Annotated in this window: 26 protein-coding genes; 17 read left to right on the plus strand and 9 right to left on the minus strand. The window is 36.5% G+C overall.

All coding sequences use genetic code 11. The features are described from left to right. Window positions 1-51: 51 nt before the first annotated feature. On the minus strand, window positions 52-618 hold the full coding sequence (locus ACFSQP_RS01205; RefSeq protein WP_376891194.1) for a thioredoxin family protein: 567 nt from the start codon (window positions 616-618) through the stop codon (window positions 52-54). A 212-nt stretch (window positions 619-830) separates the two neighbouring features. On the opposite strand from ACFSQP_RS01205, the gene ACFSQP_RS01210 reads away from it, so the two are divergent. From ACFSQP_RS01210 to ACFSQP_RS01220, 3 genes are read left to right on the plus strand one after another with little or no spacing between them, the layout of a single operon-like run. Then, the gene (locus ACFSQP_RS01210) at window positions 831-1,394 is read left to right on the plus strand and encodes a bile acid:sodium symporter family protein (protein WP_376891196.1); all 564 of its coding nucleotides are present in this window, start codon (window positions 831-833) and stop codon (window positions 1,392-1,394) included. After that, entirely contained in the window at window positions 1,385-1,744 is a 360-nt protein-coding gene (locus ACFSQP_RS01215) for a hypothetical protein (protein WP_376891198.1), read from the plus strand. The genes ACFSQP_RS01210 and ACFSQP_RS01215 overlap by 10 nt, the downstream gene beginning before the upstream one ends. Then, complete coding sequence (locus ACFSQP_RS01220; protein WP_376891200.1) at window positions 1,741-2,775, plus strand: 1-acyl-sn-glycerol-3-phosphate acyltransferase; 1,035 nt, start codon at window positions 1,741-1,743, stop codon at window positions 2,773-2,775. Before ACFSQP_RS01215 ends, ACFSQP_RS01220 begins: the two co-directional genes overlap by 4 nt. 50 nt (window positions 2,776-2,825) lie before the next feature. On the opposite strand, the gene ACFSQP_RS01225 is transcribed toward ACFSQP_RS01220, so the two are convergent. Together ACFSQP_RS01225 and ACFSQP_RS01230 are read right to left on the minus strand one after the other, a co-directional pair. Continuing rightward, window positions 2,826-3,215 carry a PUR family DNA/RNA-binding protein gene (locus tag ACFSQP_RS01225; protein WP_376891201.1) on the minus strand — a complete coding sequence of 130 codons (390 nt, stop codon included), beginning with the start codon at window positions 3,213-3,215 and terminating at the stop codon, window positions 2,826-2,828. Window positions 3,216-3,386: 171 nt separating this feature from the next. Beyond that, on the minus strand, window positions 3,387-5,144 hold the full coding sequence (locus tag ACFSQP_RS01230) for an ABC transporter ATP-binding protein (protein ID WP_376891202.1): 1,758 nt from the start codon (window positions 5,142-5,144) through the stop codon (window positions 3,387-3,389). A 140-nt stretch (window positions 5,145-5,284) separates the two neighbouring features. Between ACFSQP_RS01230 and ACFSQP_RS01235 the strand changes: the two genes are divergently transcribed. From ACFSQP_RS01235 to yajC, 4 genes are all read left to right on the plus strand, one after another. Further along, complete coding sequence (locus ACFSQP_RS01235; protein WP_376891203.1) at window positions 5,285-6,388, plus strand: Glu/Leu/Phe/Val family dehydrogenase; 1,104 nt, start codon at window positions 5,285-5,287, stop codon at window positions 6,386-6,388. 76 nt (window positions 6,389-6,464) lie between these two features. Next, a complete protein-coding gene (gene nusB / locus ACFSQP_RS01240; protein ID WP_376891204.1) occupies window positions 6,465-7,412 on the plus strand; it encodes a transcription antitermination factor NusB in 948 nt (315 codons plus the stop codon). 46 nt (window positions 7,413-7,458) lie between these two features. After that, window positions 7,459-8,034, plus strand: a complete 576-nt coding sequence (locus tag ACFSQP_RS01245; RefSeq protein ID WP_376891205.1) for a DUF1573 domain-containing protein — start codon at window positions 7,459-7,461, stop codon at window positions 8,032-8,034. A gap of 9 nt (window positions 8,035-8,043) precedes the next feature. Next, window positions 8,044-8,334 carry a preprotein translocase subunit YajC gene (gene yajC / locus ACFSQP_RS01250; RefSeq protein ID WP_376891206.1) on the plus strand — a complete coding sequence of 97 codons (291 nt, stop codon included), beginning with the start codon at window positions 8,044-8,046 and terminating at the stop codon, window positions 8,332-8,334. Window positions 8,335-8,425: 91 nt separating this feature from the next. Here the strand turns inward: yajC and pepT are convergent, their stop codons facing one another. Continuing rightward, entirely contained in the window at window positions 8,426-9,673 is a 1,248-nt protein-coding gene (gene pepT / locus ACFSQP_RS01255) for a peptidase T (RefSeq protein WP_376891207.1), read from the minus strand. A 115-nt stretch (window positions 9,674-9,788) separates the two neighbouring features. On the opposite strand from pepT, the gene ACFSQP_RS01260 reads away from it, so the two are divergent. The 8 genes from ACFSQP_RS01260 (at window position 9,789) to guaB (ending at window position 20,532) form a co-directional block, all read left to right on the plus strand. Next, entirely contained in the window at window positions 9,789-10,820 is a 1,032-nt protein-coding gene (locus tag ACFSQP_RS01260; protein ID WP_376891208.1) for a quinone-dependent dihydroorotate dehydrogenase, read from the plus strand. Window positions 10,821-10,824: 4 nt separating this feature from the next. Beyond that, window positions 10,825-11,442, plus strand: a complete 618-nt coding sequence (locus tag ACFSQP_RS01265) for a LysE family translocator (protein WP_376891209.1) — start codon at window positions 10,825-10,827, stop codon at window positions 11,440-11,442. Window positions 11,443-11,492: 50 nt separating this feature from the next. Next, window positions 11,493-12,356 (plus strand): hydroxymethylglutaryl-CoA lyase, encoded by an 864-nt coding sequence (locus tag ACFSQP_RS01270; protein ID WP_376891210.1) that lies wholly within the window; start codon window positions 11,493-11,495, stop codon window positions 12,354-12,356. A 145-nt stretch (window positions 12,357-12,501) separates the two neighbouring features. After that, window positions 12,502-13,710: a DUF4856 domain-containing protein gene (locus ACFSQP_RS01275; protein WP_376891211.1), complete on the plus strand. Its 1,209-nt coding sequence runs from the start codon at window positions 12,502-12,504 to the stop codon at window positions 13,708-13,710. 100 nt (window positions 13,711-13,810) lie between these two features. Next, window positions 13,811-14,935, plus strand: coding sequence for an imelysin family protein (locus tag ACFSQP_RS01280; RefSeq protein WP_376891213.1), 1,125 nt, complete (start codon window positions 13,811-13,813; stop codon window positions 14,933-14,935). 66 nt (window positions 14,936-15,001) lie between these two features. Further along, a complete protein-coding gene (locus ACFSQP_RS01285) occupies window positions 15,002-16,384 on the plus strand; it encodes an HTTM domain-containing protein (RefSeq protein WP_376891215.1) in 1,383 nt (460 codons plus the stop codon). After that, window positions 16,365-18,797 carry a TonB-dependent receptor domain-containing protein gene (locus ACFSQP_RS01290; RefSeq protein ID WP_376891216.1) on the plus strand — a complete coding sequence of 811 codons (2,433 nt, stop codon included), beginning with the start codon at window positions 16,365-16,367 and terminating at the stop codon, window positions 18,795-18,797. The genes ACFSQP_RS01285 and ACFSQP_RS01290 overlap by 20 nt, the downstream gene beginning before the upstream one ends. A gap of 262 nt (window positions 18,798-19,059) precedes the next feature. Next, entirely contained in the window at window positions 19,060-20,532 is a 1,473-nt protein-coding gene (gene guaB / locus ACFSQP_RS01295) for an IMP dehydrogenase (protein ID WP_376891217.1), read from the plus strand. 206 nt (window positions 20,533-20,738) lie between these two features. Here the strand turns inward: guaB and ACFSQP_RS01300 are convergent, their stop codons facing one another. After that, entirely contained in the window at window positions 20,739-21,044 is a 306-nt protein-coding gene (locus ACFSQP_RS01300) for a DUF3784 domain-containing protein (protein WP_376891218.1), read from the minus strand. Further along, a complete protein-coding gene (locus tag ACFSQP_RS01305) occupies window positions 21,041-21,283 on the minus strand; it encodes a hypothetical protein (protein WP_376891219.1) in 243 nt (80 codons plus the stop codon). The genes ACFSQP_RS01300 and ACFSQP_RS01305 overlap by 4 nt, the downstream gene beginning before the upstream one ends. A gap of 115 nt (window positions 21,284-21,398) precedes the next feature. On the opposite strand from ACFSQP_RS01305, the gene ACFSQP_RS01310 reads away from it, so the two are divergent. Next, window positions 21,399-22,052 (plus strand): sterol desaturase family protein, encoded by a 654-nt coding sequence (locus ACFSQP_RS01310; protein WP_376891220.1) that lies wholly within the window; start codon window positions 21,399-21,401, stop codon window positions 22,050-22,052. Here the strand turns inward: ACFSQP_RS01310 and ACFSQP_RS01315 are convergent. From ACFSQP_RS01315 to ACFSQP_RS01325, 3 genes are all read right to left on the minus strand, one after another. Then, window positions 22,049-23,281, minus strand: coding sequence for a M48 family metallopeptidase (locus ACFSQP_RS01315; RefSeq protein WP_376891222.1), 1,233 nt, complete (start codon window positions 23,279-23,281; stop codon window positions 22,049-22,051). The two genes, ACFSQP_RS01310 and ACFSQP_RS01315, sit on opposite strands and share 4 nt — an antisense overlap. Before the next feature lie 282 nt (window positions 23,282-23,563). Continuing rightward, window positions 23,564-23,755 (minus strand): GIY-YIG nuclease family protein, encoded by a 192-nt coding sequence (locus ACFSQP_RS01320; protein WP_376891224.1) that lies wholly within the window; start codon window positions 23,753-23,755, stop codon window positions 23,564-23,566. A 50-nt stretch (window positions 23,756-23,805) separates the two neighbouring features. Then, window positions 23,806-24,600: a TrmH family RNA methyltransferase gene (locus ACFSQP_RS01325; RefSeq protein WP_376892106.1), complete on the minus strand. Its 795-nt coding sequence runs from the start codon at window positions 24,598-24,600 to the stop codon at window positions 23,806-23,808. A 388-nt stretch (window positions 24,601-24,988) separates the two neighbouring features. Here ACFSQP_RS01325 and ACFSQP_RS01330 point away from each other — a divergent pair. Next, on the plus strand, window positions 24,989-26,007 hold a 1,019-nt coding region (locus tag ACFSQP_RS01330; protein ID WP_376891226.1), incomplete at its 3' end, for a fibronectin type III domain-containing protein.

The raw sequence follows: 26,007 nt of genomic DNA on the forward strand, positions 1-26,007 counted from the left end.
GTACTACAATTACGAAATATTTAAAAAGCTACCATGAGGTAGCTTTTTTTATTATGGCCTGCTTTGTTTCCATTTTATATTGCAGCCAATACTGGGTTTTTGTTCGGTTAGGTTTTCTTTATTTTCAATAAGGCAGTTTAAAGCATGTCGGATATCGGAACCTGTAACAGGTATGTCGTTTCCCGGGCGCGAATTGTCCAACTGGCCGCGGTAGCTTAATTGCAATTTACTATTAAACACATAAAAATCTGGTGTGCAAGCAGCTTGATAGGCTTTTGCTACAGTTTGAGTGTCGTCATACAAGTACGGAAATGTGTACCCTTCCACAATAGCTGTTTGCTTCATTTTATCTGGTGCATCTTGGGGATAATGTTCCACATCATTACTAGATATGGCTATAAAATTAACACCTGCTGCCTGATAGTCTTTAGCTAATTTAACAAGTTCTGCATTTACGTGTTTTACAAACGGACAGTGATTGCAAATAAACATGATTACGGTAGCACGGGTACCTTTTGCTTCCTGAAGACTAATGGTTTTTCCCGTTAGGCTATCTGTTAAACTAAAGTTAGGAGCTACCGTGCCTAAAGGTAGCATATTAGAAGGTGTTTGTGCCATGTTGTTTTTAAAAATCAAGGTAAACAATAATTGTAAGTTTTACAATTGGTTTTGTGGTTTTTGAGAAGTTTTATATCATGTCCTTCCGCACAACCTGAAAAATCTGCTGCTTTCCGAGTTGGAAAAAGCTAACTAATTTTATACAGATATCATTGGCTATTTTAAATTTTTGTAGCATCTTACAGCGTAATTTTTAGGATAGGTTTTTTTATATGCAGGAACTAGACAGGATTCAAATTCATTTCGATTCTAATAATTTATGGGTTTTAAATACTGCTCTAGCCATTGTTATGTTTGGTGTAGCTTTAGGAATAACCACCAACGATTTTAAACAAATAATTAAAAAACCCAAGTTGGTTTTTGTTGGTGTTCTTTCGCAGTTTATATTATTACCTTTTTTAACCTATTTATTTGTTTTAGTTAGCAATCCGCAGCCCAGTATAGCACTGGGTATGATTATGGTTGCGGCATGTCCGGGTGGCAATATTTCAAACTTTATAACCCATTTGGCGCAAGGAAATACCGCACTTTCTGTAAGTCTTACAGCAATATCCTCTGTTTTGGCCATTGTAATGACGCCGCTAAACTTCGAGTTTTATGCGGGACAATACCCGCCAACAGCGGCCTTGCTAGAACAGGTTTCGTTGCAACCGGCAGATATTATTAGTGTAATAATGCTTATTTTGGGTATACCCTTGGTGTTAGGAATGTTTGTGCGCAGCCAATTTCCTAATGTGGCTATAACCCTTGCAGCGTGGTTAAAACAGTGTCTGTAGTGGTTTTTATAGGTATTGTAATAATTGCTTTGCTGAATAATTTACAGTCTTTTTCAGAATTTATTCAGTACGTGCTACTACTAGGTATTACACATAATATTTTAGCTTTGGCATTAGGATTCTTGGTAGCCAAAGGTTTTAAACTGTCTGTTAAAAACACGAAAACCATAAGCATTGAAACGGGTATACAAAATTCAGGAATTGGCTTACTACTTATTTTTACTTTTTTTAACGGATTAGGAGGTATGGCACTTATGGCTGCTTTTTGGGGCGTTTGGCACATTGTTTCTGGATTATTGTTGGCTTATTTTTGGTCTGCTAAATCTGTTTTAAAAACACAGCAATCTTGAAAAAAGTTTGGCTATATAGTGTTAGAGCCTACATAAAGCTAGGCCTGTTTTTTTACTACAAACGCGTTCGTGTTGCGTTTAAAACGCCACTGTCATCTAACGAGGCTATTTTGTTTGTAGCTAATCACAACAATGCGCTTATGGATGCGCTTTTAATAGCGGTACATTCGGGAAGATTTTCTTATTTCTTAACGCGAGCAAGTGTTTTTCAGAAACCCATGATACGGGCTATATTAAGCAGTTTAAATATGTTACCCGTTTATAGGGTGCGCGATGGCTGGACAACCATAACAAATAACAAGCAGGTATTTTTTGAGTGTAGTAAAATTTTAGGAAGAGGTGATACAGTGGTTATTTTTCCAGAAGGCAATCATCATATTAATAGAACCGTAAGACCAGTAAGTAAAGGGTTTACGCGCGTTGTTTGGGAAACCTTAAAACACAATCCTAATTGTAATTTAAAAATAGTACCCATTGGATTAAATTATGAACAGGCCACAGATTGTGCTAATTCGGTATTTATTAATTTTGGTACAGCTATAAAAGCCCAAGCGTATACTGCTGAAAATATTACTAATGCTACAAAGCTTTTAAAAACAGATGTTTGGCATGCGTTAAGCCGACTTACAACCCATATTCCAGCAGCGCAATACCAGCAAACAGCCACGAAGTTACAGGCATTGGGAGCTAATTTTTTATATCCGAGTGCCGTAAATAGTTGTATGGCGTCTAACTTTGAAAAGTGCCACTTTCCATACCAAGCCAAAAGTCCGTTGTTATTAAAAAGGCTGTTTAAATTTTTAATGATTCTGTTACTTTTAGGGCCTTATATGATATGGAAATTATTAGTGAGTCCGCGTATAAAGGATGCCGCATTTAAAGCCACTTTTCGCTTTGCAATAGCTATTGGTTTGGTGCCAATTTGGCTTGCTTTGGTAGCTATTTTTTTAATGCTAACTTTTAGCGGTGGTATTGCTGTAATGTACTTGGTAGCTGTTATTATAGCCAGTATGTTGGCTATTAAACTATAAAAAAAAGCTACTTCAAAAATGAGGTAGCTTTTATGGTTTTTATGTGCTTCTTAAATATCGTCGAAATCTATATCTGTAAAACGTTCGGCAGATTTCGACTCAGTTCCACTTTGTACACTATCCGGAGCATCTGTAAATTCTTTTTTGAAATCTTTTTGATGTCGTTCACTAATAACTTCATCGCCTTTTTCGTTAATAATGAAATCTGTCATTTCGTTTAAAATGCTACTAAATTCCGAGAAATCTTCTTTGTACAGATAAATTTTGTGTTTTTTATAATGGAAAGAGCCATCGTCATTAGTAAACTTTTTGCTTTCGGTAATAGTCAGGTAATAATCGCCTGCTTTTGTGGATCTTACATCAAAAAAATAGGTACGTCTACCGGCTCTTAATACTTTAGAAAAAATTTCTTCTTTCTCCATCATGCCATTGTTATCCATAGTTCTTAATAAATTATAAAAAAGGTACGTAATAGGTTTTTCAAAAATCTAAAAAAAACAGATAGTAAGCAACAAATTATGAGTTTTCTTTTGGGTTGGCTTTGCAACAATTAGTGTATTTAGTTATGCTGCGCATTATAACGGTTATTTCCAGTGTTTTTTATGCGTAATTTAGGCTTGTTCAGATTCACTTAATTGTTTTAAATACAAATTTTTGTAGTAACCGTCGGTATTTATTAATGTATCGTGTGTTCCCATTTGTTGGATGCTACCGCCCTCTAAAATCATAATTTTATCGGCATTTTTGGCTGCAGAAATCCGGTGGCTTACAATAATTGTTGTTTTGCCTTCGGTAATAATTTTTAAGTTGTTCAAAATTTTCTCTTCGGTTTCGGTATCTACGGCAGATAGACAATCGTCAAATAATAGTATTTGCGGATTTTTTATAATAGCTCTCGCTATAGATACGCGCTGTTTTTGACCTCCGGAAAGGGTAATGCCCCGTTCGCCTAACATGGTGTGGTAGCCTTTGTTAAAATTAATGATGTTTTCATGAACTTCGGCATATTTAGCAGCTTGTATTACTTGCGCTTCGGTAGCCTCTTCTTTGCCAAATTTTATGTTGTTGTTTATGGTGTCTGAAAACAAAAAGGCGTCCTGCGGAACATAGCCAATGGCATCGCGTAGGCTTGACAAATTTAAGGTGTTTATAGGGTTATTGTCTATTAAAATTTGTCCGTTTTGGACGTCGTATAACCTGCCAATTAAATCTAAAATAGTAGATTTACCAGATCCCGTTTTGCCAATTATAGCAAGTGTTTCACCTTTTTTTATTTCAAACGAAACGTTTTTTAAGGCCTGTATATTTGTGTCATCGTAAGTAAAAGAAACCTTTTTAAAGCTTATGTTACCAGAAATTTTAGAAGGTTCACTAGCGGTGTTCTCTATTTCTGGAGTTACTTGTAAAAATTCGTTTATGCGCTTTTGCGATGCCGCAGCGGTTTGCACAATAGAGGTTACCCAACCCACGGTAGCTACTGGCCAAGTTAGCATATTAACGTAAATAATGAACTTGCTTATAACACCCAAACTAATTTCGCCAGCAATGTACTGAAGACCGCCAATATAAATTACAATTAGGTTGCTTAAACCAATAAGTAAAATCATCATAGGGTAAAAAAAGGCATTTACCCGAACTAAATCCAGTTGTTTTTCGCGACTTTGCGTTGCCAGTGTATCAAACTCTTGCGCCGTTTGTGATTCCAAGCCGTAAGACTTTATAATGGCAATACCCGAGAAATTTTCTTGAGTAAACGATGATAGGCGCGATAAATACTGTTGCACTACCGTACTGCGTTTATGAATTACCTTACTTAGCTTGTAAATAATAATAGATAAAATAGGTAGTGGTATAACCGTGTATAGCGTAAGTAAAGGCGCTTGCTGGTACATAGATGATATAGCAATAATAAACAACGTTATGGTGTTTATACTATACATAATGGCAGGCCCGGCATACATACGCACACTATTTACATCCTCGCTAATACGATTCATTAAATCGCCGGTTCTATTTTTCTTATAAAAATTTAAAGAGAGTCTTTGGTACTGCTGGTAAATGTCATTTTTTAGGTCGAATTCAATATAGCGCGACACGTTTATAATGGTTTGTCGCATAAAAAACGTTAAAATACCCGTTATAATGGCAGCACCAATAATGAGTGCAATATTTAGTAGTAACTTTTGTTTAACCACATCAATTTCGGTAATAGTACCTTTGCGGTAGCTATCTACAACATCTATAGATGCACCAATAAGCTCGGGCGTAAAAAGCAAGAAAATTTTGGAAACAATGGTAATTACAATACCAATAATTATTTTCCATTTATACTTTTTAAAGTACTTATTTAACGTTTTTAATTCTTTCATTAACTAGCTAGTATTGGCCAAAGTTTTTACAAATTCTTAAATTCATATTATTTATGTTGTTTAAACATTAATAATCACTTAATTTTGCACGTTGTTTTTACAAATAGTACAAAACGCAATAACTTTAAATTATAACTAATATGGTAACAGACGTTATAAACTCGAATGACTTACACAAGGTAGATCCAGTTTTCGGACAAATGTCATTTGATAATCATGAACAAGTTGTTTTTTGCAACGACAAAGATACAGGTTTAAAAGCAATTATTGGAATTCATAATACCGTTTTAGGTCCAGCTTTAGGTGGTACTAGAATGTGGGATTACAAAAATGAATGGGAAGCTTTAAACGATGTATTAAGACTGTCTAGAGGTATGACCTATAAGTCTGCCATTACAGGCCTAAACCTAGGTGGTGGTAAAGCCGTAATTATTGGCAATGCAAAAACCCAAAAGACACCGGAATTAATGCGTAAGTTTGGCGCGTTTGTGCATAGTTTAAGTGGTAAGTATATTACAGCTGAAGATGTTGGGATGACTACCGCCGATATGGACACTGTTCGCGAAGTTACACCATATGTTACAGGTATATCCGAATCTTTAGGAGGTGCCGGAAATCCATCGCCTATAACCGCTTATGGCGTGTTTATGGGTATGAAAGCAGCCGCAAAATACAAGTATGGTAGCGATGTTTTAGAAGGTAAGTCGGTGTTTGTTCAAGGAATTGGAAATGTAGGTGAAGCTTTAGTGGAGCATTTAGTAGACGAAGGCGCCAACGTAACCATAACGGATATTAGCCAAGAACGTTTGGAAGCGGTTAGCGCAAAATATGGCGCTACCATATATAGTGGAAACGATATTTATGCCGAAACAATGGATATTTATGCCCCGTGTGCTTTGGGTGCAACCATAAACGACGAAACCATTTACAAAATTAAAGCACAAATTATTGCTGGTGCAGCAAATAACCAATTGGCTTTAGAAGCAAAACACGGCCCTATTTTACAAGAGCGCGGCATTGTATACGCACCAGATTTTTTAATAAATGCGGGTGGTATTATTAATGTTTACGCCGAGTTAGAAGGCTACGACCGTAAAGAAATTATGCGTAAAACTGAAAATATTTACAATACAACCTTGGAAATATTAAATAACGCCAAAACGGACAATATAACAACAAACCAGGCCGCCATGCGTATGGCTGAAGCTAGAATAGAAGCTAGAAAAAAAGAAAATTCGAAGTAATTTTTTCTAAATAATTATATTTTTTTGGGGCGAAAGGTTTACTTTCGCCCCTTTAAATTAAAAGTTCTTTGTAAGTATGCTAAATAGAAGACATATTCGCATAAAAGTAATGCAAACCCTTTATGCCTATACAGGAGGCGAAGGCGGTAATTTTAGTGCAGACCAAAAATTCCTTTTGGGTAGTATCGAAAATATGTATAACCTGTACCTGTTGCAACTTTCCCTGCTTATTAAGTTGCAGGAACGCGCCGAGGATTATCTGCGTAAAACACAAAATAAACAGTTAGCTACTTCGGATGATAAAAATCCCAATAAAAAATTTAGCAATAATCAAGTACTTTTAGCCTTAAAACGAAACATTAAATTAAATGATGCTTTTGAAGATTATAAGGTTAAAAACTGGGAGCTAGATGGCGAATATGTAGATGTAATTTTTAAAGCTACATTGGCTTCTAAACTCTATCAGGACTACATGCAAACCAGAACCTCAACATTTGCCGAAGACAAAGCGTTTATTGTTACCTTGTTTAAAGAAGTAATAGCGCCAAACGACAAGTTATACGACTATTTAGAAGACCAAAGTTTAACTTGGACAGACGATTTGCCTGTGGTTAATACCGCCATACTAAAACGTTTGCGAAAGGTAAAAGCGGAAGCCCCAGATACATTTTTTCTACCAGAATTATTTAAAGATGAAGATGACAGAGACTATGCTACCGCACTCTTAAAAAAAACTATTTTAAAGCAAACAGAGCTAAATGCTATTATTGCATCCAAAACAAAAAATTGGGATACCGATCGTATTGCAAGTATCGACACCGTTTTACTACAAATGGCTATTTGCGAGCTTCTGTATTTTCCATCCATACCGGTAAAAGTTACTATTAACGAATATCTAGAAATAGCCAAAGCGTATTCCACACCAAAAAGTAGTGTGTTCATTAACGGTATTTTAGATAAATTAGTGAAGGAATATCAGGCCTCTAATAGTTTAAATAAAGTAGGGAGGGGCTTGATGCAATAAGAAATATTCCTTACATTTACTGCCCGAACAAAAAATAATTATTATTATGAAAAAAGTACTTTTAGGATTAAGCGCGTTTTGCCTTATTGCCTTTACTTCTTGTAAAGAAGACGCAACAAAAAAAATTGAGGAAAGTAATGTAGCAGAAGCAGCTAGCAGAGATGCACAAGCAGCTAACTTTCCTGTGTTAACTTTCGATAAAACAGAACACGATTTTGGTGAAATTGAAGCAAAATCCAAAGTTCAAACGGTATTTAAATACGAAAATACAGGTTCAGCACCTTTAGTAATTACCGATATAAAAAGTACCTGTGGCTGTACAGTTCCAAGCGATTGGAGTAGAGAGCCATTGGCACCAGGCGAAACAGGACAGTTTACTGTAATTTTTGATGGTACCGGTGCAAATAAAGTAACAAAAACAGTTACCGTTACTGCAAATACCGAAAAAGGAAGAGAAACCGTGAAGGTATCTGCTTTTGTAAAGCCAGATCCTAATGCTCCAGCAAGAGCTTCAGCATCAGCTGTATCTGGTCAAGCTGCTATGCCAGCAGGCGCTATTCAAAATGCCGCTCCAAGAAAATACAGCACACAACCCGGTCATGAAGGCCACAACCACGATTAATTTAATTAGATGGGAGAAAGCTTAAGCACATTTTTGCCGTTTATCTTAATGTTTGTAGTCGTGTATTTTTTCATGATTGCACCACAGATGAAACGCGCAAAAGCAGAAAAAAAGTTTGCTGCAGAATTAAAGCGTGGCGACCGTATTATTACTAAAAGTGGTATGCACGGTAAAATAGTAGAGCTTAACGACAAAGACTCTAGCTGCGTAATTGAAACCCTTGCAGGCAAACTAAAATTCGATCGCTCTGCCATTTCTATGGAAATGAGCAAAAAACTAAACGACTCGAATAGCAAATAGAAATTTATAATCATTAAAAAAGCCACTCAAATATGTATTTGAGTGGCTTTTTTTTTTCGGTTTAGGTGGCAGTTTTATTACCTGCCTTTGCTTAATTGTTTTTGTACTTGCTAGCAGTTAGCTCGGCAATTTTGCAAATAACTTCTGTGGCTTTAATAATGCTTTCTACAGGAACATACTCGTAACGTCCGTGAAAATTATGCCCACCTGCAAAAATATTAGGGCAAGGAAGTCCCATATAGCTCAACTGCGATCCGTCTGTGCCACCACGTATAGGTTTTATGAGGGGCTTAATGCCTAAATCTAACATAGCTTCCTCGGCTATATCTACAATGTGCATTACAGGTTCTACTTTTTCTTTCATATTGAAGTACTGATCCTGGATAGTAATAGACACTACTGTATCGCCATACTGCGCGTTTAAGTCGTTTGCCAATTTTTGCATAACTTCTTTACGAGCCTCAAAATGTTGTTTATCGTGGTCCCTAATAATATATTCCAAGGTGGTTTTATCTACTTCACCATTCATGCTGTGTAAATGGAAAAAACCTTCGTAACCTTCCGTATGCTCTGGTGTTTCAAGTCGGGGTAGAGAATTAATGTATTCTGTTGCAATATACATGGAGTTTACCATTTTACCTTTAGCATATCCCGGATGTACAATGGTGCCTTGTATGGTTACAACCGCTCCAGCAGCATTAAAATTTTCGTATTCCAATTCGCCTACTTGGCTACCATCCATAGTATAGGCCCATTCGGCGCCAAATTTTTCAACATCAAATTTATGTGCGCCTCTTCCAATTTCTTCGTCAGGAGTAAAGCCCACACGAATCTCGCCATGTTTTATTTCTGGATGTTTTATTAGGTATTCCATTGCCGAAACAATTTCTGTAATACCTGCTTTATCATCCGCGCCTAAAAGTGTGGTACCATCTGTGGTAATTAGCGTCTGACCTTTGTAAAGTAGTAAGTCTTCAAAATAATCCGGCGATAATACAATACCAGCTTCTTTATTTAAAACAATATCTTTTCCATCGTAATTTTCATGAATTTGCGGCTTCACGTTGGCACCAGTAAAATCAGGCGAGGTGTCAAAGTGCGATATAAAACCAATTGTAGGCACTTCATGATCCACATTACTAGGCAGCGTTGCCATAATATAGGCGTGCTCATCTATAGTAACATGTTGCATGCCAATAGCTTTAAGCTCTTCAACCAAGGCATTTGCTAAATCCCATTGTTTGGCTGTGCTAGGTGTGGTATGCGAGCTGGCATCAGATTCGGTATCTACGGTTACATAACTTACAAATCGTTTTATAATATGTTCTTTTGAAATCATTTTTATAATAGTATCAGGTTAATATTATTAAAGGCAAATTTACGATTAATGATATTTATAGCATTTGAATTGCGCATTTTTTTATTTAGAATTACTTTTGTGCAAATAATTACTCATGTACAAGCTTTTTTTAAGACCAATATTTTTTCTTTTCGATCCTGAAAAGGTCCATTATGCCACTTTCTCATTAATAAAAATAGCTTCTAAAATACCTGGTATGGCAGCTATTTTTAGAAGCCTGTATGTTGTAAATAATCCAAAATTAGAGCGAAAACTTTTTGGATTAACCTTTAGGAATCCCGTGGGTTTAGCGGCTGGTTTCGATAAAAATGCTGTATTGTTTAATGAGTTGGCAAATTTTGGTTTTGGTTTTATTGAAATTGGCACCGTAACACCCAAAGGGCAAGCAGGGAATCCTAAAAAACGCCTGTTCCGATTGCAGGCAGACGAAGGCATTATTAACCGCATGGGTTTTAACAATGCTGGTTTAGAGGCAGCCATTACCCAATTGAAAACCAATAAAGGTCGCGTAATTATTGGTGGAAATATTGGTAAAAATACACAAACAAAACCAGCCGATTACACCGCAGATTATTTAACCTGTTTTAATGCACTACACCCATACGTAGATTATTTTGTGTTAAATGTAAGCTGCCCAAATGTAGGCAGTCATGCCAAGCTTAACGACAAAGATTATCTAGTTGAACTCATTCAGGCTGTGCAAAAAGCAAATAATAGCTATAAAAAGCAACGGCCTATATTGCTAAAAATAGCACCCGATTTAAATACGCAGCAGTTGGATGAAATTATTGAACTCATTATTGAAACCAAACTAGATGGCGTTATAGCAAGTAATACCTCTGTAGATCGAAGTGGCTTGAAAACAGCCCCCGAGCGCCTTGCTGAAATTGGCAATGGCGGATTAAGTGGACAACCAATTAAAGACAAATCGACAGCGGTCATAAAATATTTGGCACAACATAGCCAGAAAGCCTTTCCTATAATAGGCGTAGGCGGTATTCACTCGGCTGCCGATGCCCTAGAAAAAATAGAGGCGGGAGCCGATTTAGTTCAAGTGTACACCGGTTTTGTTTACGAAGGTCCAAAATTGGTTAAAAACATTAATAACGCGCTGTTAAAGCGTTAGTTTTTTGGAATTCGATATCCTCATATCCTTTATATTGGCAACAGCGGCTTTAGCTATATCGCCAGGTCCAGATAATATATATGTGTTGATGCAAAGCGTTACACACGGTAAAAAATACGGATTAGCAACTGTTTTTGGTTTAATTTCGGGGTGTATTATTCATACTTCTTTATTGGCTTTCGGAGTTTCGGCAGTGATAAAAAATAGCGAGACTTTATATTTTATAATCAAACTGTTTGGTGCGGGATACTTGTTGTTTTTAGCTTATCAGGTTTTTAAAAGTTCAGGTAGTTTAACGGTTACGGGAACAGCAGTTCCTAAAAAATCGGTAGCACAGTTGTTTAAGCAAGGCTTTATTATGAATGTATTAAACCCCAAAGTCAGCATGTTTTTTTTGGCTTTTTTTCCTGGCTTTTTGTTTAGCAATACGCTTAATAACGTATGGCAGTTTTATGTGTTAGGTTTTATATTCATGGCGGTTTCGTTAGTCATTTTTTCGGCAATTGCCATATTAGCGGGTTTCATTTCAAATTATCTAACTACAAATAATAAAATAGGATGGTATTTAAAGTGGCTTCAAATATTTGTGTTTATTGGAATTGCCATTATTATAATGCTTTAGTTTAGGAAAAAGGTTTTTGTAAATATATTAGTTTAGTATCTTTGGATGCCATGAACACACCAGTAAAAATAATAGAATGCCCGCGAGATGCTATGCAAGGTATTAAGGCATTTATTCCTACCAAGCAAAAGGTACAGTACATTCAATCGCTTTTACGCGTAGGATTTGATACCATTGATTTTGGTAGCTTTGTATCGCCAAAAGCAATTCCGCAAATGGTAGATACGGCCGAAGTTTTAGCCCAGTTGGACTTAAGTAAAACCACAAGCAAATTGCTAGCCATTATAGCCAATACACGTGGGGCAGAAGCAGCAGCTAAACATCCTGAAATAGCTTACTTGGGCTATCCGTTTTCTATTTCCGAAAATTTTCAAATGCGGAATACGCATAAAACCATTGCGCAATCGGTAATTACCTTACAAGAAATTTTAGAAATTGCCAACAAGGCTAATAAAGAGGTTGTTGTGTATATATCTATGGGATTTGGTAACCCTTATGGCGATCCGTGGAATGTGGATATTGTGGGCCATTGGACCGAAACCTTAAGTAATATGGGGGTTAAAATTTTATCCTTAAGCGATACCGTGGGAACTTCTAATCCAGAGAACATTAACTATTTATTTAGTAATCTGATACCAAAATATCCGCAAATTGAATTTGGTGCGCATTTGCATACCACACCAACAACCTGGTTTGAAAAAGTAGATGCCGCATACAAAGCCGGTTGTTTGCGTTTTGATGGCGCTATACAAGGGTTTGGTGGCTGTCCTATGGCAAAAGATGAATTAACTGGAAACATGCCTACCGAAAAACTACTGTCATATTTTACAACTCAAAAACTATCAGGTTTAAACGCTTTAAGTTTTGAGAGTGCCTATAATGAAGCAACCAAAATTTTTAGTATTTATCATTAAAATGTCTACAAAACTGTTTTTCAACGAGTTAATTGTAAACGTTAATTTTTATTTAAATTTAATCTAAATAATCTTGTCAGAGTCACTTTCAGTATTTATTTTTGCACAAGAATTAAAACATTATTTATAATAAGTCTAAATAAAAATGAAAAAACTTTTTATGGCTGCAGGCCTTACTGCAATGATTCTTACCTCTTGTTCTAGCGACGACGATAACAACACGCCTGTTGTGGATAATGGTGTTGTAGCACCTGTTACTTACACCTTTGAAAGAAATGGAGCTTCTACGGTTAGTTTTAGCGGACAAACAACACGAATTTTAATGGCTAACGAATTGGCTTCAGCCTTAAAGGATAATGCCAAAACAGAAGCCGAATTAGACGCTATGTTTGCCCATGTTGAGGGTGAAGCAGATTTTTCGGATCCTGATTTAAATGCCTCCAACAAAAATATTAGAAGCAAAGTAGCTGCTTCAACAGATTTCTTTTCGGCTAACGTAACAGTAGCTAACGCCATAAAAACAGATTTCGATACCTGGATTGCCAACCAAGTGAGCGAGGTGTATCCTAACTGGAATCAGCCTGCCACAGCTGGTGTGCCTGGAAGTATTCAGGAATTAAACAATAGCTCGGTGCGTTATGTAGATGCCAAAGGTTTGGAATTAAACCAAGCGGTTGCTAAAGGATTAATAGGTGGTTTAATGGCCGATCAAATTTTAAATAATTATTTAAGTACAAGTGTGCTTGATGCTGGATCCAATACTGCTAACAACACTAATAAAGTGCTGGAAGAAGGAAAAACGTATACTACCATGGAGCACAAATGGGATGAAGCATATGGCTATTTATACGGCGCAGAGGACAATCCTAGTGTACCAGTTTTAGGTGCCGATGGCTTCTTAAATAAATATTTAAGTCGCGTAGATAATGATAGCGATTTTGCTGGTATTGCAGATGATATTTACAAGGCGTTTAAACTTGGTCGTGCGGCCATTGTAGCCAATAACTACGATGTACGTGACCAACAAGCTCAAATAATAAGAGAAAAGGTGTCTAAAGTCATTGCCATTCGCGGTGTATACTACTTACAAGCTGGTAAAGATAAAATTGCTGCTGGCGATATGGGATCTGCATTTCACCAACTTTCTGAAGGGTTTGGATTTATTTACAGCCTACAATTTACTAGAAAGCCTAATACCAATGAACCATACTTTACACACGAAGAAGTAATGGGGTATATAAATGAATTACTAGCTGGTAACGGCTTCTGGGATGTAACTGCCGAAACATTAGATATGATTTCCGATGAAATAGCAGCACGTTTTAACTTTTCTGTAGCAAACGCCGCAAGTTAACAATGAATTTAATAACGAGTTAGTCCATATTTGCATACAAACAGGCGCCTTACTAAAGGGGTCTGTTTGTGTGCGTATATAGTAGTAAAAAAATAGAATCATGATTAAGAAAATAATTTCAGTATTTGCAATGGTCGCCCTAATAGTGGCCTGTAGTTCTAACGACGATTTAACCTCCAATTCAGGGGGTGTAGCAGATAGTTTTGATAGACAAGCCATGCTAACTAACTGGGCGGATAATATTATTATTCCAGTTTTTCAGGATTTAGATGCTAAATTAACAACCTTAACCGGGGCAAAAGATGCTTTTATTGCTTCTCCAAATCAAGCAGCGTTGGAAAACTTACGCGCAGCCTGGTTGTCTGCATATAAAGTATGGCAGTACGCCGAAATGTTTAATATTGGTCAAGCAGAAGCATTAAATTACTATTCTAAAATGAATATTTATCCGACCTCTGTTTCAGAAATTGAAGCAAATGTAGCCAGCGGAAATTACGATTTGTCGCATCCTAATAACCAAGATGCGGTTGGATTCCCTGCTTTGGATTATCTGCTATTTGGCTTGGGCAGTACCGATGCCAGTATTTTAGATATGTACGCAACAAATGGTAATGCCGGTAAATACCAAACCTACTTATCGGATGTGGTAAACCAAATGAAAACACTTACCACAACTGTTTTAACTAATTGGACCACGGTTTACAGAGACCAATTTGTAAACAGTACAGCCAATACCGCTACTAGTGCTACAAACAAACTGACTAACGATTTTATTTTCTATTACGAAAAAGGCTTACGAGCTAATAAAATTGGTATTCCTGCGGGCGTATTTTCAACCACGCCGCTTCCAAATAAAACAGAAGCCTTCTACAAAGGTGATGCCTCTAAAGAATTAGCATTGGAAGCTTTAAATGCGGTTCAGGATTTCTTCAACGGTAAAGCCTACAATAGCAGCGCTACCAACGCCAGTTTTAGGCAGTATTTACAGTACTTAAACTCTGTAAAAAATGGTGAAGATTTGGTTAGTTTAATAAACAATCAAATTGAAGTAGCGCGTCAAGAAATAAACGGATTGCAAGCTAATTTTACAGAACAAGTTACAAGCAATAACGCTAAAATGACAGATGCCTATAACGAATTACAGAAAGTGGTGGTGTTATTAAAGGTAGACATGATTCAGGCTATGAATATTAGTGTGGATTACGTAGATGCAGATGGCGACTAATAAGTTAATAATAAAGTAATTAAAGATTCTTCAACTTTTTAGAGGTTTGAAGAATCTTTTTTTGTTATGAAATTCAACCTACAAACATACGTATCTAAACAAACAAGTGCTGCCCCTTTAGCGGTTTTCCGAATGCTTTTTGGTATCATGATGCTTTTTAGTATCATTCGGTTTTGGGCCAATGGCTGGATTGAAAAGTTATACATTCTTCCAAAAATGCACTTTTCGTTTTATGGTTTCGAATGGGTAAAACCATTGGGAGTTTATACCTATGTTCTTTTTATTATTTGCGGTATAGCTGCGTTTTGTGTGGCATTAGGGTTTAAATACCGGATAGCTATAATTACCTTTTTTTTAAGCTTTACCTATATTGAATTAATGGATAAAACAACTTATTTAAACCATTATTATTTTATAAGTTTATTAAGTTTTTTAATGATTTTTTTACCAGCCCATGCTCATTTTTCGGTAGATGGGTATCTGAAAAAAATTAGCTACCAAAAAGTACCAAACTGGACCATAGATAGTATAAAACTGCTTCTAGGTATTGTTTATTTTTATGCCGGACTGGCAAAAATTAATAGCGATTGGCTATTTAGAGCCATGCCCTTAAAAATTTGGTTGCCCTCAAAATACGATTTACCCTTTATTGGCGAAAACCTCATGCAACAAGAATGGTTTCATTTTGCCATGAGCTGGAGTGGTATGTTATACGATTTGTTTATTCCGTTTTTACTGCTGTACAAACGCACCCGGTTGTTGGCCTTTGCCTTGGTTGTTTTTTTCCATGTTTTTACAAGGGTGTTGTTCCCAATAGGCATGTTTCCGTTTATAATGATTGTTTCTACACTAATCTTTTTTGAAGCCGATTTTCATAAAAAAATACTAGCAGGTATAAAAACGCTTATACTTTGGGTTCGTAAAAAATGGACCTTAAAACCGGTGCATAATTTACGCGAAATAACAGAGTACCAATTTCAAAATAAAAAGGTGTTTTTGCCTTTTCTAGTACTTTTTTTTGTGTTGCAACTGGTTATACCTTTTCGATATCTAGCCTACCCAGGCGAATTGTTTTGGACCGAAGAAGGTTTCCGATTTTCTTGGCGTGTTATGCTTATAGAAAAAATGGGTTACACCACATTTACTATTAAAAATGCTGAAACAGGAGCTGCTTTTGTTGTCGATAATTCAGATTTTCTAACATCTTTTCAGGAAAAGCAAATGAGTTTTCAACCGGATTTTATTTTAGAATACGCGCATTATTTAGGCAATCATTTTTCCCAACAGGGGCACGAAAATGTACAGGTTTTTGCCGAAAGTTACGTGGCACTAAACGGTAGGCGTAGTCAGCCATTTATTAATCCGACAGTAGATTTATATCAAATAAAAGAATCATTCCAGCATAAATTCTGGATATTACCTTTCAACGATGAAATTAAAGGACTTTAAAGTAATTAGTTTATTAGCAGTGCTGTTTGTAGGAGTTTCCTCATGGGCGCAGCAAACCGTATCGGGCATTGTAACCCACGCCGAAACCAATACACCTATTGAAAATGTAGAGGTATATGACAAGGATTCGGGGCTACTAGCTAAAACAAATGCATCGGGTTATTACCAGTTTTCTACAGTAAAAGAAAACCTAACCGTTGTGTTTTTCTCTTACGAGTTTGATGTGTTAGAAATACCGGTACAAGTTAGTACTAGCCAAACGCTACAGGTGCAGCTAACACCTTTAAGCGTGTCATTATCCGAAGTGGAATTGTTTGCCCGTAAAAGTCAAGTGTTTGCGCTATCCAGATTAAAAGATGTGGAAGGTACCGCAATTTACGCCGGTAAGAAAACGGAAGTGGTTTTAGTGGACCAAAGCATGGCCAATTTAGCTAGTAACAATGCGCGTCAAATTTACAGTCAGGTGGTGGGTTTAAATATTTATCAAAACGACGACGCTGGTCTGCAATTAAATATTGGAGGTCGTGGTTTAGATCCTAATCGGACCTCTAATTTTAACACGCGCCAAAATGGCTACGATATTAGTGCTGATGTTTTAGGATATCCAGAAAGCTATTACACACCCGCATCCGAAGGCTTGGAATCAGTACAAGTAATTAGAGGTGCAGCCTCGTTAGAATTTGGAACCCAATTTGGTGGGTTGGTTAATTTTAAAATGAAACAGCCCAACCCCAACAAGCCACTGGAACTTATTACCCGTAATACCGTTGGTAGTTATGGTTTGTATACCAATTTTACCAGTGTAAGTGGCACTAAAAACAACTGGAGTTATTACGGTTATTTTAACTACAAACAAGGCGACGGTTTCAGACCAAATTCGCAATTTGAATCCAAAAATGTTTATGCTCATATAGGCTATAAATTTTCTGAAAATACTTCGGTAACTACCGAGTTTACTTACATGCGTTATTTGGCACAGCAAGCGGGAGGCTTAACCGATGCCATGTTTTATAGCAACCCCTACCAAAGTAACCGGGAGCGCAATTGGTTTCAAGTAAATTGGCTTTTGTACAATGCAAAATTAACTCATAAGTTTTCAGAAACAAGCGATTTTACGTTTAGTGTTTTTGGTTTGCAAGCATCCCGATATGCTTTGGGTTTCAGAACCAACCGCGTGGACCAAATAGACCCAGGAAATGAGCGCGATTTAATAAAAGGGGATTTTAAAAATTTCGGATTTGAAACCCGTTATCTAAACACCTATAAGCTGCTTAATAAAGAGGCAACTTTTTTAGTTGGTGCCAAGTATTACAACGCTAATAATACACAAACACAAGGGCCTGGAAGTGCTGGCGCGGGTGCGGATTTTAATTTTTACACCAATGCATTTCCAAACTATCCAAACCAATCCGATTACCAACTGCCTAATTTAAATATGGCTGTTTTTGGTGAAAATATCTTTTATGTTTCGAATAAATTTTCTGTGACACCTGGATTCCGATTTGAGTATATAAAAACAGAAAGCGATGGTTTTTTTAAGGAAATAAGACTGGATGGTGCCGGAAACCCTATTTTTAATGAAACAGTTTTTGAAAAACAAAATTTTGAGAGGTCGTTTGTTTTACTCGGAGTGGGTTTAAGTTATAAAGCGAATAGCGCGCTAGAATTTTACGGAAATATATCACAAAATTACCGCTCTGTAACCTTTGCGGATATTAGTATTTTTAATCCAGCATTTGCAATCGATCCCAATATAACCGATGAGGAAGGCTTTACAGCCGATTTAGGCTTGCGCGGTAATTTTAAAGGCATTATTTCCTACGATGCAAACGTATTTAGTTTGGTTTATAAAAATCGTATTGGGTTTGTACAAGAAGTACTGCCAGGTTCGCGTATAATAAGTTTGCGTACCAATGTAGGTGATGCCATTATGTACGGCGTAGAGTCATTGTTTGATATAAATGTGAAAGATATTATTGGTTTAAACGCTAAATACAGTTTAAATTATTTTATAAATACATCGCTTATAAACTCGGAGTACACAGCCTCCAACAAAGTTGGTATTAAAGGTAATAAAGTAGAATTTGTACCCGAACTTAACTTTAAAACAGGCTTAAAATTTGGTTATAAAAACATATTAGCGAGTGTGCAATATTCGCATTTATCCAATCAGTTTACCGATGCTACAAATTCCGTTGAGTCGAATATTGGTGGGGTTATAGGCGAAATACCTAGCTACCATATTTTAGATGTTTCGGTGTCTTACAATTACAAGCGTTTTAAGCTAGAGGCGGGTGTAAACAACCTGACGGATAATGCCTATTTTACGCGTAGAGCTACTGGCTATCCAGGACCAGGAATAATTCCATCGGCACCCAGAAACTGGTATACAACCTTGCAAATTAAAATTTAATTTCAAGTAAAAAAAAAACAAACATAAAAGGGCAAGTTTGGGTTTGGCAACCGGCCCTTTTACACTATCTAGAAAACCTAAAAAAGCCCGCTTTAAACTAATATACGCTAGGTAGTAAGTGATATATTAGTCTTTACAAACGACTTATCCTTTTGTTTTTTTTCAAGCTAATTTGGTTACAATGCATAATTTATTAATAACTTAAAACCAATTTCTTTATATAAATTGTATATTTGCACGCAATTATAACCGTAATTGCATCATGATAGCACACACCAACAAAATTTTAGGCGAAGGATTAACATACGACGACGTTTTATTAGTTCCAGCATTCTCTGAAGTTTTACCACGCGAAGTTAGCATTCAATCTAAATTTTCTAAAAATATAACCTTAAATGTTCCCATTGTATCCGCTGCTATGGATACCGTAACGGAGAGCAAAATGGCTATAGCTATGGCGCAGGAAGGTGGCATTGGTGTATTACACAAAAACATGACCATTGAGGCGCAAGCCTTTAAGGTGCGCAAAGTAAAACGTGCTGAAAGCGGTATGATAATCGATCCGGTTACATTACCCTTAACCGCTGTTGTTGGCGATGCCAAACAAAATATGGCCGAATACAGTATTGGTGGTATTCCTATTATTGATGCCGACGGTTTTTTAAAAGGTATTGTTACGAATCGGGATTTGCGTTTTGAAAAAAATAATGCCCGACCAATTGTTGAAGTTATGACCTCGGAGAATTTAGTTACTGCAGGTAGAGGCACTTCATTGCAGGATGCCGAAGGTATTTTGCAAGAAAATAAAATTGAAAAATTACCAGTTGTTGATGAAAATAATAAGCTAATAGGCTTAATTACATTTCGCGATATTACCAAACTAACACAAAAACCAAACGCAAATAAAGATTCTTTTGGGCGTTTGCGCGTTGCAGCCGCTATAGGTGTTACTGGCGATGCTCTAGAGCGTGCGGAAGCCTTGGTAGCTGCTGGTGTAGATGCCATAATTATCGATACGGCCCACGGCCATACCAAAGGCGTGGTAACTATTTTAAAAGAAGTTAAATCTAAATTTCCAGAGTTAGATGTGGTGGTTGGTAACATTGCGACTGCCGAAGCAGCTAAATATTTAGTGGAAGCAGGTGCGGATGCCGTTAAGGTTGGAATAGGACCCGGCTCAATTTGTACCACACGTGTGGTTGCAGGAGTTGGTTTTCCGCAGTTTTCTGCTGTTTTAGAAGTGGCAGCAGCCATTAAAGGTTCCGGTGTTCCGGTAATTGCCGATGGCGGTATTCGGTATACTGGGGATATTCCGAAAGCATTGGCTGCAGGAGCCGACTCGGTAATGCTTGGGTCTTTATTGGCCGGAACTAAAGAATCGCCTGGCGAAACTATTATCTATGAAGGCCGAAAATTTAAGTCGTACCGCGGTATGGGTTCTGTGGAAGCCATGAAGCAAGGTAGTAAAGATCGGTATTTCCAGGATGTTGAAGACGATATTAAAAAATTAGTGCCAGAAGGTATTGTTGGTCGCGTTCCATATAAAGGCGAATTACATGAAAGCATTCACCAATTTGTAGGAGGTTTGCGTGCAGGTATGGGATATTGTGGCGCTAAAAACGTCGAAACCTTAAAAGAGTCTGGTCGTTTTGTAAAAATTACCGCTTCTGGAATTAATGAAAGTCACCCGCACGATGTTACCATTACTAAAGAATCGCCTAATTATTCGCGTTAACCTTGATTTGTTGGTTTACTGTGCAAGTAAATGGTTAAAAAACAGCTTTTTCCGCCAACATTGAGCATCTTTTTATAATGCGCCGCTTTATTTAGTTTTCTAAAACATTGAATTTTAACAAAGACAATCTTTCTTAATAGTTATAATTAGTTGGGGTGTGCATTGCAATAACTCACCTATAAACAGCTTTTTATAAAGCTAGGTACTTATTTGTTTTTATAATCTTTAGAATTGGCGCGAATAAGCATATAAGGAACACCCACACCTACGGCAATTAAGGTGGTGTAAGAACCAATTTGCATGTTGTTACATATTTTAGCGCCCGCGTAACCCAGCACAATAATTATAGCCATGGCATACATGGTATTGGCGTATAATACAGCTATTTTTTCAATGTTATACTGCGCTTTTTTATCATCAGACATGGTGTTATAACCGGCAATTAAATCATATAGTTTTAAGGATTTAATTAAGTAGGCAACTATACTTAAAATAATGGCAGTTATAATCATGGTTCAGGTGTATATACTTGACCTCGATGTGGTTTAAGTGCATCGCGAATGGGTTTCATCTCATTTTCTGGAACCACCAAATAGGCAATGGCATGCATATCGTTTTCGGCTTGATATCCAGTAATATTTAAATCTAATTTATGGTTTTGGATATATTCTTTTAAATGAATTTCATGATGTTCAGCTATTTTCAAGGCGTCTGGCCCTCTAAAATCCCATATCAATTTTAAATCTCTCATCTGTCAATTTTTGCTAAATATCGCTAATAAATAAATGAATTTCAAGCTTAATTTTACTTTTAAATGAAATTTTAATACCTTACTGTTTAAATAACTAACAACTAAAATGTAAGCTATGAAACCCGAGGTTGGTACTAATTTTAAAGAAGGACAGGCTCAAATTTTTTCAAATTCATTTTTAGAACGTTTAACAAAAACCAGTCCCGTTGCTAATATTGTAGTATATGGTTTGGTAATAATGGGTTTGGTGTATGTGGCTTTATTTGTTAGGGCGCTACCTTTGGTATATTTTGGTGCCTTGTTTTTAGGTGGCTTGTTTTTTTGGACGTTTGCCGAATATATATTGCATAGGTATGTTTTTCATTGGGTAACCGAAGCAAAGTGGTCGCAACGGTTTCATTTTATTATGCATGGGGCGCATCATCATTTTCCTAAAGACGAACAGCGTTTACTAATGCCCCCAGTTCCTGGGCTCATTTTAGCTAGTTTATTATTTGCCTTTTTTTATTTTATGTTTTGGTTGGCAGGTATTACCAATTTAGTGTTCGGTTTTTTTCCAGGTTTTTTTGTAGGTTATTTATTGTATTCTTTCGTGCACAGAGCCATGCACATAAAACGACCACCTAAAAAATTCAAGAAATTGTGGTTGCACCATAGTCTTCACCACTATCAATACCCCAATAAGGCATTTGGCGTTTCCAATACCTTTTGGGATCGGGTTTTTGGCACGATGCCTCCAAAAGCTAACCGACAAAATAAAACGGCTTAAGTTTTTAAATTTGTAATGCGTTGTAGTAATGTAGGATGCGAATAATGCACAAAAACGTAGGCTTTATGTGGTGTTAAGTTGCTTAAATTATTTTTAGATAATTTTTTAAGCGCGGTAATTAACGGCGTGGCTTTAAAGGTTGTTTTCGCATAATTATCTGCTTGATATTCAAATTTTCGTGAAAACCAATTCATAAGCAAGCCTGTAATTTCTGAAATAGGACTGTAAAGCAAGCCAAAAGCAATTAAACCCGCATGAAAACTGGGTTCCGATACACCTAAAGCTAAAGAAAGCAACGGATTGGATATAAACACCGATAAAATAAAAAGGGTTATACCGGTAAGCAAAATAGATGTTACCAAATTGAAGATAATATGTTTCTTTTTGTAATGACCGACTTCGTGGGCTAAAACAGCTACAATTTCATCGTCGTTTAAATCGGTAATAAGCGTATCGTAAAGGGTTACGCGCTTCTCACTTCCAAACCCAGAAAAGTATGCATTAGCTTTAGTGCTGCGCTTGGAGCCATCAATAACAAAAATTTTATCTAAAGTAAACCCAACTGTTTTAGCATAAGCCGAAATTTTATCGCGAAGTTCACCAGCTTCTAGCGGTGTTTGCTTATTAAATAACGGCACGATTAGTTTGGCGTAAAACATATTTAAAAAAATGGTAAAAACAGTTACTAGGCCCCAGGCATATAACCAAAAGTTAGGCCCCGCTGTTTCATAAAACCAAATAATGAGTGCTAAAATACCACCTCCTAAAATAATTAGCATAAGCCACCCTTTCAGTTTGTCTAGTAAAAAAGTACTTTTAGTGGTTTTATTAAATCCAAATTTTTCTTCAATAACAAACGTTTGGTAGTAGGCGAAAGGTGTGGTTAAAATGTCGCTTCCAATTACAATAATACCAAAAAACAAAAGGGCGGTTATAATCGGATTTTCGGAATAGCCTCTTGCTAGGTTATCGATAAACTCAAAGCCATCAAAAATTAAAAATGCGAGCGTTACAACAATTGAAAAGGTAGAACTTAACATCTCAAATTTGTAATTGGCCTGTTTATAGGCTTGCGATTTTTTGTAATCCTCGGCGTTGTAAACATCGCTTAACGCATTAGGAATGGGGTCGTTGTATTTTTTGGCATTTAAGGCATCTAGGATTTTATCGACTACAAAATCGATTATAATAATAGCTATTATGAAATAGAATAAGGTGGTTGCGGTCATAAGAGGTAAATTCCAATTTTTAAAAAGCTAAATCCCAAAGGTGTTCTTTAACATTTTCGTGTTTGATTTTTTTTGTGATTTTAATGAGTTGCAAAAATAGAGACTAAATACTAGATTCCTGTTTATTACTGTAAAGTATTCTATCAATTTATTCGGGGGTTTTTAAACACCATTATATTTATAATGCGTGGCATTTCTGCATTCAGAAAGAATTTGAAGTTTATCAAAATCACCATTTATTAATGCTTCTTTTTTGGCGTGTGTCCATCTTTTGATTTTTTTTTAATATTTGGCTTGAAGAACATCTATGAACGTTTCCTGAAATTGAATTTCTAAAGATCTTCTTTTGAACGTATAACAAGATTGATTTATTCCGTGAATATGCTCATTTATACGCCTGTCCAAATTATTGGTAAACCCAGTGTAATAGCTATCATCCGAGCATTTAATAATGTAAACGTTATCAGAAAACATATTTATTTAATTTATGGTCTTCAACTGCGCTCAAGCTGACAATTGGCATGTTATAAAAAATTTCGCTGGCGTTTCGCTTCAAAAATAAGAATTCCAGCTGCAACAGATACGTTCATGGAATCTATTTCGCCTTGCATAGGAATTATAATATTTTGCGTAGCCGCATCACGCCATTCCTGACTTAATCCCGTAGCTTCCGTACCAACAACCAAAGCGGTTGGTTTGGTATAATCTTGAGTGTAATAAGCAACGGAGGCTTGTAGGGCTGCGCAGTAAATGGGAATTTGTTTGTCTTTTAAAAACTGAATAATTTGAGTGGTCGTTCCTGTAGCAATTTGGTTGGTAAACACGCAGCCAACGCTTGAGCGAATAATATTGGGATTGTATAAATCTGTTTTTGGGTTGGCAATAATAACCAAGTCTACATTTGCCGCGTCGGCAGTGCGCAATAAGGCACCAATATTCCCTGGTTTTTCGGGTGCTTCGGCAATTAAAATTAAGGGGTTTTCAGTACGTAATATAACCGAATCTAATGCGTGTAATTTTGGTTTCGCAATAGCCAAAATACCTTCCGTTGTATCGCGATGCGCTAATTTTTGATACACATCTTTGGAAATTTCTATACGCTTAATTGCAGCAGTTGCTAGTTTATGTAATTGTTCTTCCGAAAATAATTCGGCATAAAATAAAATGGTATCCAAATCATAGCCACCTTTTAGGGCTAAATCAATCTCACGAGTACCTTCAATTAAAAACAATCCCGACTTTTTGCGCGCTCTAGATTTATCTTTTAAAAGGACCAATTCTTTAATATACGGGTTTTGGGTACTTGTAATTTCCTTAATAAACATTTTTGTAAAACCTTTTAAACACAAATTTACATTATTATGTTCAAGTATGCTTCTTTATTTCTGGCCCTCTTGAATTTGCTCATGATACGTTGGATTTATAATATTACGGTTTTAACTTAAGATGCAAGAAACACCAAAACGAAAATCAACACTGGATTTATTATAATACCTAGAGTAGTCGACAAGCTTATTTTACGGCAACCAATTATACGCTATTGAAAGCTGGTTAGTCATTAAAAAAGCATGTTTAATTTTTTTTCAATCTACGGTTTAGCGGCTTTTTTCCTACAATTAACGACTAAATGCGCTGTTGGTTTTTTCAGCGAAGGAAATTTAATAAGTTTAAGGATTCATTCAACACAAATTAAATATTTTTTATTTTATGAAAAAAATTACAGTTAACTTTTTTGTTTTAATGTTTTTTGCGGGAATTTCATTTGGGATTTCTCAAACATTAAACCAAGCTGCAAATTGGCCTAATTCAGAATGGACACTTACCGGTTCTTTTAATTCATTAGGCTTAATTTCAAACCCCACAGTTTCGGGTAATTCATTTACTTATGATGACGATACTTCTGGTAATGGTTCATCTGACACACTTATTTTAACCTCGCCAGTTATTGATTTAACTGCTGCCAATGATGCTGGTGAAAATTGGGTTTCTGTTAGTGGTGAATACATTTTCAGGTCATTAGGCGAGCCTTTCCGTATTGAGGTTTACGATGCAGACGCAATGACGTGGTCAGTACTTCAAAATTTTACTGGCAACTCCGATAACACTGATTTCCAAACATGTACTGGTGTGTCCGCATACACCAGTCCAATTTTAGATATTTCGGGTTTTACCGCTACACAATTAGCAGGTTTCCAATATCGTTTTTATTATATTGACACTAGTAATAATGGAACTTGGCTCTGGGGATTTTGTTTAACGTCTCCAACAATCGTTTCTGCTGCACCACCGGTATGTTTAGATCCCTCTGCATTAAATATTGGTTTAGTTACAGATACTACAGCAGAGTTAGGTTGGACAGAGAATGGAGAAGCTACAATTTGGAATATTGAAATAGTAAATGTAACTGCTGGCAATACGGTAACTGGTACCGCTACCAATACAGGTGTATCCAACCCGTTTACAATTACAGGATTAACTGCTAACACAACTTATGAATATTATGTGCAAGCCGATTGCGGCGGTGGTGAAACTAGTGCTTGGGTAGGCCCTTTTAGTTTTACAACGCTTTGCGAGGCAGTAACTACCTTTCCCTGGACAGAAGATTTCGAGTCAATTTCAACACCAGATTTACCATCCTGTTGGAATTATATAAATAATAACTCAGATACAGATTTTTGGAAAACTTTTGACACTTATGGTACTTCAAGCTCAAACGCTGCTGGTTT

It is taken from the genome of Bizionia sediminis (assembly GCF_042684585.1).
GTDB classification, from domain to species: domain Bacteria; phylum Bacteroidota; class Bacteroidia; order Flavobacteriales; family Flavobacteriaceae; genus Algorimicrobium; species Algorimicrobium sediminis.